16 protein-coding genes are annotated in these 13,803 nt (G+C 35.9%); 5 read left to right on the forward strand and 11 right to left on the reverse strand.

Annotation, left to right across the window (positions count from 1 at the left end; all coding sequences use genetic code 11):
• Positions 1-4 precede the first annotated feature (4 nt).
• The 4 genes from F8M42_RS10465 to F8M42_RS13685 all read right to left on the reverse strand — a co-directional run bounded on the left by F8M42_RS10465 (position 5) and on the right by F8M42_RS13685 (position 3,252).
• Positions 5-466 carry a PTS sugar transporter subunit IIA gene (locus tag F8M42_RS10465; RefSeq protein WP_182186543.1) on the reverse strand — a complete coding sequence of 154 codons (462 nt, stop codon included), beginning with the start codon at positions 464-466 and terminating at the stop codon, positions 5-7.
• 14 nt (positions 467-480) lie between these two features.
• The gene (locus F8M42_RS10470; RefSeq protein WP_182186545.1) at positions 481-1,308 is read right to left on the reverse strand and encodes a class II aldolase; all 828 of its coding nucleotides are present in this window, start codon (positions 1,306-1,308) and stop codon (positions 481-483) included.
• A 14-nt stretch (positions 1,309-1,322) separates the two neighbouring features.
• Positions 1,323-2,897, reverse strand: coding sequence for a BglG family transcription antiterminator (locus F8M42_RS10475; RefSeq protein WP_326832810.1), 1,575 nt, complete (start codon positions 2,895-2,897; stop codon positions 1,323-1,325).
• Between the two features lie 79 nt (positions 2,898-2,976).
• Positions 2,977-3,252, reverse strand: a complete 276-nt coding sequence (locus F8M42_RS13685; RefSeq protein WP_229711334.1) for a helix-turn-helix domain-containing protein — start codon at positions 3,250-3,252, stop codon at positions 2,977-2,979.
• Positions 3,253-3,460: 208 nt separating this feature from the next.
• Between F8M42_RS13685 and F8M42_RS10480 the strand changes: the two genes are divergently transcribed.
• Positions 3,461-3,940, forward strand: a complete 480-nt coding sequence (locus F8M42_RS10480) for an O-acetyl-ADP-ribose deacetylase (RefSeq protein WP_182186546.1) — start codon at positions 3,461-3,463, stop codon at positions 3,938-3,940.
• 126 nt (positions 3,941-4,066) lie between these two features.
• Here F8M42_RS10480 and F8M42_RS10485 read toward each other — a convergent pair whose 3' ends face one another.
• The 7 genes from F8M42_RS10485 to nadE all read right to left on the reverse strand — a co-directional run bounded on the left by F8M42_RS10485 (position 4,067) and on the right by nadE (position 11,102).
• A complete protein-coding gene (locus tag F8M42_RS10485; protein WP_182186548.1) occupies positions 4,067-4,672 on the reverse strand; it encodes a DUF1847 domain-containing protein in 606 nt (201 codons plus the stop codon).
• A 106-nt stretch (positions 4,673-4,778) separates the two neighbouring features.
• Positions 4,779-5,486, reverse strand: a complete 708-nt coding sequence (locus tag F8M42_RS13690; protein WP_229711335.1) for a TIGR03936 family radical SAM-associated protein — start codon at positions 5,484-5,486, stop codon at positions 4,779-4,781.
• Positions 5,483-7,336, reverse strand: a complete 1,854-nt coding sequence (locus F8M42_RS10490; RefSeq protein WP_229711336.1) for a TIGR03960 family B12-binding radical SAM protein — start codon at positions 7,334-7,336, stop codon at positions 5,483-5,485. The genes F8M42_RS13690 and F8M42_RS10490 overlap by 4 nt, the downstream gene beginning before the upstream one ends.
• A 132-nt stretch (positions 7,337-7,468) precedes the next feature.
• The gene (locus F8M42_RS10495; protein WP_182186550.1) at positions 7,469-7,954 is read right to left on the reverse strand and encodes an ATP synthase subunit B family protein; all 486 of its coding nucleotides are present in this window, start codon (positions 7,952-7,954) and stop codon (positions 7,469-7,471) included.
• A 77-nt stretch (positions 7,955-8,031) separates the two neighbouring features.
• Entirely contained in the window at positions 8,032-8,520 is a 489-nt protein-coding gene (gene coaD / locus F8M42_RS10500; RefSeq protein WP_182186552.1) for a pantetheine-phosphate adenylyltransferase, read from the reverse strand.
• Position 8,521: 1 nt separating this feature from the next.
• Positions 8,522-9,100, reverse strand: a complete 579-nt coding sequence (gene rsmD, locus F8M42_RS10505) for a 16S rRNA (guanine(966)-N(2))-methyltransferase RsmD (RefSeq protein ID WP_182186554.1) — start codon at positions 9,098-9,100, stop codon at positions 8,522-8,524.
• An 85-nt stretch (positions 9,101-9,185) separates the two neighbouring features.
• Positions 9,186-11,102: an NAD(+) synthase gene (gene nadE / locus F8M42_RS10510; protein ID WP_182186556.1), complete on the reverse strand. Its 1,917-nt coding sequence runs from the start codon at positions 11,100-11,102 to the stop codon at positions 9,186-9,188.
• Between the two features lie 261 nt (positions 11,103-11,363).
• Between nadE and F8M42_RS10515 the strand changes: the two genes are divergently transcribed.
• From F8M42_RS10515 to tatC, 4 genes are all read left to right on the forward strand, one after another.
• Complete coding sequence (locus tag F8M42_RS10515; protein WP_182188728.1) at positions 11,364-12,320, forward strand: polyprenyl synthetase family protein; 957 nt, start codon at positions 11,364-11,366, stop codon at positions 12,318-12,320.
• Positions 12,321-12,412: 92 nt separating this feature from the next.
• Entirely contained in the window at positions 12,413-12,676 is a 264-nt protein-coding gene (gene tatA, locus F8M42_RS10520) for a twin-arginine translocase TatA/TatE family subunit (protein WP_229711337.1), read from the forward strand.
• Between the two features lie 107 nt (positions 12,677-12,783).
• Positions 12,784-12,975, forward strand: coding sequence for a twin-arginine translocase TatA/TatE family subunit (gene tatA / locus F8M42_RS10525; RefSeq protein ID WP_182186558.1), 192 nt, complete (start codon positions 12,784-12,786; stop codon positions 12,973-12,975).
• A 5-nt stretch (positions 12,976-12,980) separates the two neighbouring features.
• Positions 12,981-13,742, forward strand: a complete 762-nt coding sequence (tatC, locus tag F8M42_RS10530) for a twin-arginine translocase subunit TatC (RefSeq protein WP_182188730.1) — start codon at positions 12,981-12,983, stop codon at positions 13,740-13,742.
• Positions 13,743-13,803 lie beyond the last annotated feature (61 nt).

Below are 13,803 nucleotides of genomic sequence, written 5' to 3' on the forward strand. Positions count from 1 at the left end.
CTCCTTAAAATAAATTTTTATTAATAATTTCAAATACATCATCTTTTTTTGCTGTAGCAATTTTATTTAATATTTCTTTGGAACGAATCATATTCATAATTGCCTGAAGCATCCACAATTGTTTTCTATTTTCCCTCAATGCCAACAAAAATATTATTTTCGCATCGATATAGTCATTTTCACTCCCCATAATTTTGAATTTAATAGGTTCTTTCAGAACTCCCACACTAATAGAATTTTTAATCACATATTTGGGCAGAGTATGGGGCAGTGCAACGCCATATGGTTTAGTGGGCAATCCTGTCGGAAAATGTTTTTCCCGCTCAATAACACCTGTCAAATAATCACTGGTGGTGAAACCATTATCCGACAATGGTTTTGATAATATAGTAAAAAGTTCTTCTTGAGTCCGTGCTATAATATCTACATTCAATAAATCCTTTATAAAAATTAAATTACCCCTCATGTAACGTTCTCCTGTCAGTTTAGCGCCAATATTTTTCGTTTACATTCATCATATACAGCTGATTTAGCATCTAAGGCTACTTTTATAAGATTATGTTCCATATGATTTTTTTCATACGCCTGCCCATAAACCCGGACAACTTCTCGTCTTAAGTCACTGGCAATATTAATTTTACATACACCATATTTTTTAACTTTCTTCAAAATCTCAAACGGTATTCCCGATCCACCATGCAATACCAAAGGGACAGAACTATTACGGTATATTTTATCCAGCAATTCAAAATCAATATGCGGTTTACTTTCCAATCCATGTACGTTACCAACAGATACAGCAAGCATATTACATTTGGATTTTTTAATAAATTCTTTCACAAGTCCGGGATTTGTCTTATCATTTTTCCCATCTATGTTATCTTCCTTACCCGAAATGGCACCAAGTTCTGCCTCTACTGGAATGTTATAGCAGGAACAATAATCTACAGCCTGTGACACAACGTTTATATTTTCATCAAAAGATTTATCGGAACCGTCTATCATTATCGAAGTAAATCCAGCTTTTACTGCCGCTTCAACATCTTCCATTGTTTTGCCATGATCTAAATGCAGTGCGATTGGTGTTTTCATATCAAAAGCAATTTTTTTGATTATGTCTGCAATATATTCATATCCGGACAATTTAACATTAGTGGGCGCAATTTGAATATAATTAGGGATTGATGTGTCTTCTATAGCATCCGCTATTCCAAAAGATGTTTCAATATTCGTGGTATTAAATGCACAGGCAACATATTTCTTTTCAAAAATTTTTTTTAAAAGCGTAAAACCATTTACTAATGGCATAATAAATTTCTCCTTTACTTTTTCAAAATGTTCATCAATTCTATATAATTTGGATTTTTTAAGAACTTACTTGTATAGTTACCATGTATAAATTTTTGGTAAATATTCTTAAATACTGGTTCCCATACACTATATAAAGTTTTTGGTATGCATAATAAAAAAACTATTTGGACATATGTTTTATCCCACCTTATAGCTTTTTCTAATATGCTCACAGCAACTGCCGCTTCTTTCATATCGTTTTCCAATGCATGTGGGACAGCCACGAAGTTCCCTATTTCAGTTGAAGACATACTTTCCCGAGCAAAAATTGATTTCTGAATATTTTTATCTATATACCCTTTTTTAATCATAATAGTTGATATTTTGCGAATAACTTCACATGCTGATCCAGCTTCAAAATCAGAAAAGAATAATTCTCGTTTAAAAAACTTTTCATAATCAACATTTTTTGCATTTTGTATTCCGGAAAGTCTTGCTTCAACTTTTTCGAAATCATCTTCAGTCATTATCGGTTCAACCCTGATTATTTTATTCGTTTTTATATTAGGAACAGGTACCGTGGAAAAAATAAAATCAATACCATCAATCAATTCTTCTGTAAGCTCATAACAACTCATAACTTTTTTAATCTGTAATATTGCACCGTAACGACGTTGGAGTTTACTTTTAAGTAAAAGTGCTGTTGACAATCCGGTTCCGCATACAATGATAGCGGTTTTACCCTTTTCTTTATTAAGTTTGTTGCGCTCTAATGAAGCTCCAAAGTGAATCGCCAAAAACCCAATTTCATTTTCATTAGTTTTGACTTTTTTCTGCTCTTCAATAACTTCACTAGCGATAACTGCCATTTCAAAAGCCACCGGATAATTATTTTTTATTGGCGTAAGAATCTCATTACGAATGTTCATATTAAACTTTAAACGATTTATTGCCGCAATCAAGTGAATCATCAAACCTGATACTAATTCACTATCCTCAGAAAGATCAAATCCCGTGTTATCTTTAATACGTTGTAAAATATTATTGATAAGGTTCCTTGATTCATCACGGCTTTTAGATGACTCAATGAATTTTTGACTAGCGATAAAATGCTGTGTAAGATAATAAACTTCATTATCAATATCCACCCCCAACTGTCGCTTTACTACTTCAAGTATTTCTGTTGCAGGATTAAAATAAGTAGATTGCTGAAGCTTTTTTTGTTCTCGGTGGGTATATTCTACAGTATTTTTATTACTAGACCGGCGCATGGTTATAACAACATGGACAAGCAAATTTTTAAAAGCAACATCTGTCAGATGAATATTATATTTTAAGATTATTTTCATTAAGATATGTTTTACTGTTTCTATCTCTTCTTGTGGGAAAATATCATTAAAAAAATCGTTATTACTTAAATTCAGCAAATCATCACGATTAAAAATATATTCGGATATGCAATAACGTATCTGTGCCTCAGCTCCATCTATTCTTACTCCATTAAGTCTGTCAGTAACTAACCTCAAATTAAATCTTGATAGGCTTTTTTTTATATCAGACAAATATTTCTTTAAGGTTGACAAGCTTAAGAAAAGTTCATCAGCCAATTCCTCCTGATTGACAACTTTATTATGAAGAGAGTTAAGTAATATTCTGGCTATTATAAAAGAAATTCGATCATTATAATCAAAAGGGACTATATTTACACCTCGATAATTTCCTGATAAGTTTATACCGTATTTTTCCTTCATCTGCATTATTAAGCCTGTACCCACTGCCCGCTTCCGCTGTCACACCCGCATCAAACTGATGCAAAATTATATTCAGTTCCTTTATATCGCGTCTTATTGTACTGCGGCTGACACCAAGCGAACCGGCAATGTACTCACTTGTTACCGAATATTTATTCTGATCTAAAATTTCTAGTATTTTAATAATTCTTTTATTTTGTATCCGCATCATCTTGCCTCTCTTGTATAATAAAATGATATTTCCTCTACGCCATTATTATATTTAATAACAGTCACTATATCCAGACAGATAATGATCACATACTGTGTTCATTTTTGACTACTGTAATTCATTTACAGTATGTACTATAATAAAAATACTGTATTATGTTAGTTAGTAATGTGTTAAAAGTTATTTTAAGCTTTTTCAGGAGGATAAAATGTCATTTAAAATAATTCATGGTGATATAACTAAAATCAATGCAGATGTCATCGTCAATGCTGCCAATCCATCCCTGCTCGGTGGTGGTGGAGTTGATGGGGCAATACATAAAGCTGCCGGTCCTCAGCTGCTGGCAGAATGCCGCACTCTTGGTGGCTGCAAGACTGGTGAGGCCAAAATTACTAAAGGCTATAATCTACCGGCTCGCTGTGTCATCCATACGGTCGGACCGATATGGCATGGGGGGAATAATAACGAACAGGGTCTGCTTATTGACTGCTATATCAATTCATTAACATTAGCTCAAAAACACAAATTCAAAAGTATTGCCTTTCCTTTGATATCTGCGGGAGTTTACGGTTATCCTAAAGATAAAGCGTTAAAAGTTGCAGTTTCATCCATTAAAAAATTTTTAATAAAAAATGATTTAACCGTCTATTTAGTATTATTTGATAAAAATATATTCACTGATCAATAATAATATCGCTGTTTTAATAATAATACCTGTTATACTTTAAAAGGCCCTCCCAAAAAATCATGGGAAGGCCTTTTCATAAACAGCTCATATTAATAAACATTATTCATAAAATATTTGTTTGTCATCCTACACTTCATCATCATCCATTATACCAAGTTTCTTCCTCCAGTAGCGGGAATAAATTGCACCCAATGGATTATGTGCTAACAGTCGATCTTTCACCACTAAAGTAGTGACCGGTCCCGGGCAATTTTTATTGAATAAAGTATCGTGCCCTACACACAATCCACAGGAAATAAACAGTTCTACATCCTTTTCCGCCAAAAACTTTGCCTGAAACTTAGGATTACACATTGCCTCGTGCTCAATTTCCGGTTTCACCTGTTTTAAGTTAAATTCTTTTTTAGGAAAACTACAATTTTTACAGCAGACACTATAAAATTCAAAACCCTGTGCAAGAAAATATTTAGCAATATACCGTGCTTCTTCATTTAAACCAATGCAAAAAGCCATTCCCAATTTTTTATATTGCATAGCCTTGGCAAATTCAGCAGTTTCCTGAAGCCGTGTAATATTACTGTAAAAAGTTCCCTCAACGTATGCGGCTGCCCGCATAATTTTAATTTCTTCTTCCGAGTAATTACTTCGAACAGTCTCCCAGTCAATACCTGTACAATTCACGCCTTTGGTATAGCAAACATGTGTAGGACAGTCAGCACAACTGCATTTCATGACATCAACTCCCAAACAAAACAAGAATCATTTTCGCTTCATTTTAGTATTACATAACCAACAATGAAACCTTTCCCTCTAAAATATCATTACAGTTAAAAGCAGCTCATAATAAGTCTATGAAATTTTTACCAGCTGATAATAAAGCATTTCTATTTATCAATATATTGTTGCTATCAAGCTGCGGTAAATATTTTTGCTGTAAAGAGGCTATTACCTCTGCCGGTTTAATACTGCCGTTTGATGACACTTTTATATTAACTATTATAACATTATTGGCAGTATCATACTGTAAATCAGTAGCTACAAATTCTTTTATATTGATTATTTTTTTAATCACTTGTCCCTTTTTATTGCCTTTTCCTGTTTTTTCTCGCAGGAAAAGCACTTCCGAGGTTGCATTAAATGCATTTACAGCTGTCATTACCGCATCTGAATGAACATTTTCCGGCAGCTGAATAGCATAAATTGCCATATCAGCCAAAGCATTCATGGATTTGTGATGCTGCTGAGCCACAATTTTCTTAACCCGCAATAACCGCATTCCCTCCGGTAATACCGCACTCAGTTTATCAAAAAATTCCGGCTGGCAGATATCTTTTGTCAATTCCACATCTGCATATTCAGCCGAAGCAGTCACCCCCACTGCTAAAGCCGAAGCAAATGACACTTTCATATGAGGATTAAATCCTTCTGAATATGCAGCCGGTAATTTGGCACGACGTATTGCCCGCTGCAGCAGATTATAATAATCCAGATGAGAAATATATCGGAGTTGTTCTTCCTTAGTTAATTCAATGCGAAATACACTCATTTATTTCTCCTCCAGTCCACTACATCAGCGTCTAAAGCCTGACATATTCCACAACCGGTGCAACTGCCACGTCGACAGTCTGACGTCAATATCCCATCCAAAGCTTTATTGTATTCATTTATTAGAAATTTTTTACTCACACCCGGAGTTGTATGTTCCCATGGTAGTTTTTCCGTAAAATTACGACTGCGCAGATTATATTGTGCCGGATCAATGCCTGTTTTTTTAAAAGCTTCCTGCCAAGTAGAAAAATCAAACATTTCTGTCCAACCATCAAACTTTGCTCCGTTTTTAAAAGCTTCATATATTACTTTTGCCAAACGCCGGTCACCACGTGAAATGATTCCTTCAAGAATACTAGTAGAAGCATCATGATAATGAAACTGAACAGCCCTACTATTTATGTGTTTTTTTAATAAATGCTGTTTACGTCCAAATTCACTTTTTTCGCACTGTGCAAACCATTGAAATGGCGTAAAAGCTTTAGGGACAAAACACGATACACTGATTGTGACTTTTACATCACGGCGGCCGCGTATTTCTTTATATAAATCCACAACTTTCTCAGCCAATTGCGGTATGCCAATTATATCTTCATCTGTTTCCGTTGGTAATCCCATCATAAAATATAGTTTTACTGTCTTCCAGCCATACTTAAAAGCAGCACCGCAGGCTTTAAGCAGATCTTCTTCTGTTACACCCTTATTTATGACATCGCGTAACCGCTGCGTCCCGGCCTCAGGCGCAAAGGTAAGTCCGCTCTTTCGCATAGTCTGCAATTTATGCGCTATATCTATTGAAAAACTGTCAACTCGCAGCGATGGTAGGGAAAAGCTCATTTTTTCATCTGCATAACTTGTCATCAGGTCGTCAATCAAAACCGGCAGGCAAGAATAATCAGCCGAGCTCAGTGAAGTGAGTGACATTTCATCATAGCCTGTATTATCAATCATTATCCGTGTCAGTTCATTAAGTTTTTCACGACTGCGTTCGCGCACCGGACGATAAGCAATCCCTGCCTGGCAAAATCTGCAGCCACGGCTGCAGCCACGAAATAGTTCCAGCATCAGACGATCATGTACTATATTTATATATGGGATAACTGGTTTTTCAACAGTGGGTACATTATCCATATCTTTAATGACCCTTTTATGAATAATCGCCGGTATATCATCATAAAGTGATATAAGTTCTTTAAAAATACCATTGGCATTGTATTCAGGCCGATAAAACGAAGGTACATATATGCCTTTTATTTTAGATACATAGTGCAGGAATTCTATTCTGCTATGACTTTTTGACATACTATGCCACTTTATAAAAGCATCTGCCACCTCTTCAATTATTTCTTCCCCTTCACCGACGATAAAAAAATCAAAAAAATCTGCTATAGGTTCTACATTATAAACACAAGGCCCTCCGCCAATGATAAATGGATCTTCATCACGACGATCTTCAGCCCATACCGGTATATCTGACATATCCAGCATATTTAATATATTAGTATAAATCAATTCATACTGCAGAGAAAATCCAATGAAATCAAAATTTTTTAACGGTGTGAACGATTCTAATCCATAAAGGGGAATATGATTTTCCCGCATTTTCATTTCCATATCAGGCCATGGTGTATACACGCGTTCAGCAACAGTATCACTACGGCGGTTTAATATCTCATAAAGAATTTTCAGTCCCATATTAGACATGCCAACTTCATAAACATCGGGCATGGATAAAGCAAATTTACAGGAAATCATCCTGTGATCTTTATGTACAGCATTCACCTCACCGCCTGTATAACGAGCTGGTTTACTTACAGACTGCAAAACTGCCGGTGAAATTTTTATCATTATATTCTTCATCCTATCATTATCACAACAAATTTATTTTCAAAAAAAGTATACCATAGTCTTCAGTGTTAACACAATGCACTTTAACTATGGTATCCGGGCATGACCTATTCACCTATCAATGTATCAGCATCATTTTTTTATGTCACGTTTAACCGGTTCAGCTGTATGCGTTGTATCTTCATTCAAACCGGCCTTAGCCTGCTGGACTACATCCAAAATGCTTGTCAAATTGCCAATCATGTGGTCAAACACCTGGTTGGCATAATGCAATGAATCCTTTTTAAGTTCATCGGAGTGTTCCACCGTCTTATCCATTACTTTTTTAGCCTGCATCCTGGCTTGTTCCACTATTTCACTTTCAGCAGTTATTTTATTAGCATAATCTTTTGCCTGTTCTACAATCTTAGTGGCTTCACTTTTTGCATCATCAATGATCACCTGTTCATTACGGATAACATCTTCAGATTTCTTAATTGTCTGAGGCAACTCCTTACGCAGTCCGTCAATCAGCCGCATGAGATCATCTTCTTCAATGATACACTTATTGGTAAATACGAGGCGACGGGCATCGACTACCAAATTTTCAAGTTCGTCAAGTAGTTCGTTAATAGCCATTTATAAAATCCTACCTTCGTTTAATATTTTACAACTCAGCACTATCATAAAGCTCGGTTTAAAATCCAACATAATTATCAATCATTTTTCCGGGCATACTTTTCCTTTATAGCCTTTTCTACACAGATGGGGACAAGTCCTTCAATATTCCCCTGAAAATTTACAAGTTCACGTATAGCCGATGAACTCACATAGGAATAACGATGCTCACTCATCAAATAAACTGATTCTACATTCGGTGCCATCCGCCTGAGCATAAGCATTTGCGATGTTTCATAAAAAAAGTCATTCTGATCTCTCAACCCACGCACAACTATGCCTGCCTTTTTATCCTTGACATAATCAGCTAAAAGGCCATCAAAAGCATCAATAGTTATATTTTTAATATGGCCTGTTGATTCTCTCAAGAGTTCCAATCGTTCTTCAATACTAAAAAAAGGCTCTTTCCGTATATTGTTAAAAACAGCTACAATCAAATGATCAAAAATTTTTGCCGAACGTTCAAAAATATTTATATGCCCGTTCGTCACAGGATCAAAACTACCGGGACACAATGCAATGGTCAATTCACTCACCTCTTGACGTACCGTCTGCCATAAATTCGTAAATATTTATTTTTGTTGTTGCTCCATAAACCTTACTTCGCAATAAATTAAACTTGGTATCTTCCGTATTTAATTCTTCATCCGCACCGATTTCCGCAATTAATAAACCCTTATTTTTCAATAAAACATATTCATCAATTAATAGCAGTGCTTTTTGACACCATCCCATATGATAAGGCGGATCACAAAAAATAATATCAAAGGGATTCCATCTGCCATTATATTTTTTTATGCTAAACAAAGCGTCATTATGACATATATCTGCCTTATCCATAAAATGTGTATGCTGCAAGTTATCTTTAATCGTATTTATACTTTCTATTGATTTATCAACAAATACTGCCCTTGCGGCCCCACGACTCAGACTTTCTATACCGAGTGCACCACTGCCGGCAAATAAATCCAATATCCCTGCATCCAATATTTGTCCTTGTAATATATTAAATAACGATTCCTTAATCCGATCTGCCGTAGGACGGGTATTCATACCGTGTGGTGCTTTCAATTTTGCACCGCGTGCACTGCCGCTTATAACTCTCATCAATTCACCCTTAAAAAATCTTTATTAACTATATAGTATATCAGAAAATAATTGCTTATGCCAAAACAATTTAGCCAAAATACGGTTAAACAGTTTTAACTATATCATTTTTCAACAATTCATATTTAATCTCTTGGTAACGCTTAGTATAATACGGCCCGTTTTGCGCTTCACGCTGATCAAATCCATAGGCCCTGCGGCTAACCGCCAAAATTGGTGGTGCCTGTATCCTTTTGGCAACAGCCATTCCAGTAAATAAATTCCACCAACGCTCTAAATCAGCAATAAATTCTTCATCAGAGGAAAAATATTTCTTCACTAAACCGACAGCGCAGCCAATATTTTGTTCTAAAGTTCCGTTTCGGTACCAATCCAGAATATTTTCAGGTGTAGCTTTATCCCAGCGTTCAACAAAAGCCCGGAACAAAAAATCATGATAAGGATATTTTATCGGATCTCCCCTGCCTTCATCCACATTCTGGCTGGAAGAAAGTTCTGCACTTGGTACTATATCGATAACAGCCTGTGGTATTACAGTTTTTTTATAAATTTTTTCATTCAAATACCGTGCCAAATCATATATCTGATACTTCCATAAATCCGCCAATGCCGCTAAAAATCCCGATTGGTCACCATAAAGCGTGGAATAACCGACAGTCATCTCCGCCTTATTGGCATTGCAGGTAAAGCCGCCGCCGATTGCTGCCGCAATTCCCGCCAAAATTCTCGCAGATCGATCCCGTGCCTGAATGTTTTCCGCCACAAATGACGATACTTTTATAGTCTTTGTCATATTGCCGGAGACATTTATGAGTTTTGCGCTTTCAAACTGATTTATCGTATAATCAATTACTTTTTGAATAGGGATCACCGCATAAGCACAGTTTAAATTGGCCGCCAGTCTTTCCGACAGGTTTTTTGTCGTCGCAGAATTGTAAACGCTTGGCATATTGACTAAAAGAACATTTTCGTTACCCAAAATAGCAACATACAACGCTGCTGCAACAGCCGAATCAATTCCACCAGAGATTCCGATTACAACTTTTTGCATATGTATCTGTTGCAGAAATTTTTTTATTCCGTATGATAAGGCTTTATAAACGCATGCTGTATCATCCGTTTCACCATCATCAACTGAAGGATATCTTTTATCCTTCAATTGAGAAAGATCTATATAGCTATTTTCTTCACTATATGGCTCGATATAGGAAACTACAATTCCGGCAGCATCATAAACCGTACTGGCTCCATCAAAGGTATATATAGTCTTGCCATTATTTTGAATACCAATATTATTAACATAAACGATCGGCACATCATTTTTCTGTGCCTGACGAGAAAATACCCGATGACGCTTATTATTTTTCCCCAGAGTATATGGTGACGCTGAAATGTTGAATATAACATCCAGTTTATTTTTTGAGCATAAAATATCAATAGGTGATAAAGAATAATCATCACTCCAGCCGTCTTCACATAAAATACAGCCAATGCACAAATCTTCCTCCTTGATTTTTAATCGCAGCGGCTGTATAAGTTCACGTGGATTTTGTTGTATTTCAGTAGCCAGCATTAAATTACTAAAAAAATATCTGGTATCATCAAATTCCCGATAATTGGGATGGAGTGTTTTTATCGTAAATGGATACAAAGCCTTTTCTGCTTTTATTAATTTCTTATTTTGTGCAGCAAACAATGCGTTATATTTACGCACTCGTCCATCACGATTTTTTTTCCGCCAATCGATCGCTACATTACCAAAAATGACAACGATACCGTCTGCTGCCGCAATAATCTGCTTCCCGCACATTTCACAATCACGCAAAAAAGCTGAAGAATCCCAAGTATCACCGAGAAAATAGCCTGGAACAGCCATCTCTGGAAATACTATAATATCAGCTCCAGCAGTTTTTGCCGTATTAATAAACTGCAACATCTTTGCCAAATTTTTGCTGGGATGCCCAGCCTCCACTTCAAATTGACAGGAACAAATTTTTATCATAACATGCATCGTCTCCACTATCGTGAGGAATTTTTCAGTCATTGTGCAAATAAATATCAAATGTTATCAGATATAACTAAGATAATTATAAAAATATCATGAAATATGCCTATTTACAAGCATAATTTTACCATTAGTCTTTTAATAGTTTATAAAATTTATTGCTTTTTTCCCATTGCCGGTTTACTAATCGGCGTATTTTGTAGTAAACTTAATTAGTCATGAATTTACTTGCAGGTGATTGAATTGTTAACAAATAAAATGTTATATATTATAAAAAAAGATTTAAATGCTTTAGAGGATGGCCTATATCAAGAAGTCCGTTCGGATGTTCCGCTTATAACCGATATTGGTAAACACCTTGTTGAAGCGGGAGGAAAAAGGCTTCGCCCGGCTTTATATTTTCTGGCAGCGCACAGTAGTCAAAAATATGATTTGGAACGTGTCTTACCATTGGCTGTCACCATCGAATTAATTCATATGGCTTCCTTAGTCCATGACGATGTGCTCGACAATGCTGCTACCAGAAGAGGTGCACCCACTGCCAATGCCAAATGGGGCAATAATATTTCTATATTAAGTGGTGATTTTCTTTTTGCCCGGGCATTTGCCCTGATAGCAGACAAAAATTATGACCGGCGCATACTGCTTCGCCTGGCAAAAGTTATCTGCGGTCTCAGTGAAGGTGAAATCCATCAAAATGAAAAACATTATAAACTTCGTTCAGAAACTGAGTATTATGACGCTATTACTAAAAAGACAGCTGATTTTATTGCTGCCAGCTGTGAAATTGGTGGTATTGTCGCTGAAATGGACATCACTGCAGTTCAATGTCTTTATAAATATGGTTTGTACCTTGGTATGGCTTTCCAAATCACCGATGACATTCTGGATCTCACATCTAATGAAAAAAAGATTGGTAAACCCGCTGGAAATGATATTCTGCAAGGCATTATTACCCTTCCTGTGATAAGAGCTGCCTCAACAAGTCCTTATAAACAAGAATTAATAGAACTCATAACCAATAAAAATCTCACAGCTGTGATGGTAAAACGGGCTGTTGAGATAACCCGTGACAGTGATGGGATCGATTATGCCCATAAGAAAGTCTATAGCTATCTAAATGCAGCCAAACAGATTTTACCGACCGGCCTACCGACCAACATTGCTAAATCTTTTATAGAAATAACTGACTTTGTCAATAAACGTGATTTTTAAAGATACCTATGTTATAATACAGGTGAGTTTATGTATTTGGTAAATTATATAATTTGTGTTTATGATGCCATTACTGAAAAGGAGCGATAAAGATGGTTGGTGTTCCAGAACTTATCATTATTTTAATAATTGGATTGGTTTTATTTGGTCCTGGCAAACTCCCTGAAGTAGGCCGGGCAGTGGGAAAAAGCATTAACGAATTAAAAAAAGCTACAGCAGGTATAACTGAAAATCCACAACAAACCCCACCAACTGTTAACAAGTCGGAAACAGCATCTGCAGCCGTTCAAAAACAGCAGCCCGGCACAACTAACCCGGAAGGGACCAAAGAAGAAACTAAAATAGTGGATAAGTAACTAAAAAAGCGTCTTTACTATAAAGACGTTTTTTGCTGTATTTTAATTATTTTCCTTGAACAACAATAATAATTATAAATTTTATTTATTAAGTCAGGAGGTCAATCATGTTTGATGTAGGTGTACCAGAACTTTTACTTATACTGGTTATTGGTTTAGTTTTTTTCGGTCCGGGAAAACTTCCTGAAGTGGGCCGGGCAATTGGGAAAAGCATTCGTGAATTCAAGTCAGCTACCGAAGAAGAAGATAAAAATGATAAACCCAAGGTAATCGATGTAAAAGAAGAACAAAAAAAGTGACAGATATGGCAGAAAAAAATCCATTAGAATTATCACCTCCGAACAGCTCAATTTCAAGACAGAATGATATTCCTGAGGGCAACATGTCACTTATTGGACATTTAGAAGAACTGCGTAAACGGATCATCCGCAGCCTTATCGCTATTTGTATTGGCAGCGGCATTTGTTACTATTTTATAGAAGACATTATGCACTATTTGACTTTACCGGCCGGTAAACTCTATTATATGCAACCGATGGAGGCTTTTTTCACCTATCTTAAGGTTGCTATCTTTGCCGGTTTTTTACTGGCATTGCCTATCGTATTATACGAAATCTGGTGTTTCGTCCTGCCAGCACTGACTATTCGCGAACGCAAAGTTTTGTTATTGGTAGTACCATCTTCAGTTATTTTATTTTTCGGCGGTTTACTTTTTTCCTTTTTTTTAGTATTGCCCGCTGCTATTAAATTTTTCATTGGATTTGGTACTGACAATCTTATGCCGTTATTTTCCGTCGGCAGATATTTTGACTTTATAATTTCCTTTGTTTTACCGTTTGGTGTTGTTTTTGAATTACCTCTTATCGTTGTTATTTTAGCAAAAATAGGTTTTATAAACTCTAAGTTTTTACTAAAGAAATGGCGTATAGTAATTTTTCTCGCCTTTGTTATTGCAGCTGTAATTTCACCTACACCAGATGTCTTTACCCAATGTACCATCGCTTTACCGATGATCATTTTGTACTTTTCGAGTTATCTAATTGTCCGCTTTATATTGCGAAAATAATCTGGCATAGATTTTATCAGCCTTCTTTTTTTCTTATGAAATCATGATCTATGCTTGTTGA

The sequence above is a fragment of the Pectinatus frisingensis genome (assembly GCF_014076555.1).
Lineage (GTDB): Bacteria > Bacillota > Negativicutes > Selenomonadales > Selenomonadaceae > Pectinatus > Pectinatus frisingensis.

What these genes read in the sequence shown, in the direction of transcription:
- F8M42_RS10465 (WP_182186543.1), bottom strand. Translation starts at nt 466, where the DNA reads ATGAGGGGTAATTTAATTTTTATAAAGGATTTATTGAATGTAGATATT.
- F8M42_RS10470 (WP_182186545.1), bottom strand. Translation starts at nt 1,308, where the DNA reads ATGCCATTAGTAAATGGTTTTACGCTTTTAAAAAAAATTTTTGAAAAG.
- F8M42_RS13685 (WP_229711334.1), bottom strand. Translation starts at nt 3,252, where the DNA reads ATGATGCGGATACAAAATAAAAGAATTATTAAAATACTAGAAATTTTA.
- F8M42_RS10480 (WP_182186546.1), top strand. Translation starts at nt 3,461, where the DNA reads ATGTCATTTAAAATAATTCATGGTGATATAACTAAAATCAATGCAGAT.
- F8M42_RS10485 (WP_182186548.1), bottom strand. Translation starts at nt 4,672, where the DNA reads ATGAAATGCAGTTGTGCTGACTGTCCTACACATGTTTGCTATACCAAA.
- F8M42_RS13690 (WP_229711335.1), bottom strand. Translation starts at nt 5,486, where the DNA reads ATGAGTGTATTTCGCATTGAATTAACTAAGGAAGAACAACTCCGATAT.
- F8M42_RS10490 (WP_229711336.1), bottom strand. Translation starts at nt 7,336, where the DNA reads ATGATAAAAATTTCACCGGCAGTTTTGCAGTCTGTAAGTAAACCAGCT.
- F8M42_RS10495 (WP_182186550.1), bottom strand. Translation starts at nt 7,954, where the DNA reads ATGGCTATTAACGAACTACTTGACGAACTTGAAAATTTGGTAGTCGAT.
- rsmD (WP_182186554.1), bottom strand. Translation starts at nt 9,100, where the DNA reads ATGAGAGTTATAAGCGGCAGTGCACGCGGTGCAAAATTGAAAGCACCA.
- nadE (WP_182186556.1), bottom strand. Translation starts at nt 11,102, where the DNA reads ATGATAAAAATTTGTTCCTGTCAATTTGAAGTGGAGGCTGGGCATCCC.
- F8M42_RS10515 (WP_182188728.1), top strand. Translation starts at nt 11,364, where the DNA reads ATGTTATATATTATAAAAAAAGATTTAAATGCTTTAGAGGATGGCCTA.
- tatA (WP_229711337.1), top strand. Translation starts at nt 12,413, where the DNA reads ATGGTTGGTGTTCCAGAACTTATCATTATTTTAATAATTGGATTGGTT.
- tatA (WP_182186558.1), top strand. Translation starts at nt 12,784, where the DNA reads ATGTTTGATGTAGGTGTACCAGAACTTTTACTTATACTGGTTATTGGT.
- tatC (WP_182188730.1), top strand. Translation starts at nt 12,981, where the DNA reads ATGGCAGAAAAAAATCCATTAGAATTATCACCTCCGAACAGCTCAATT.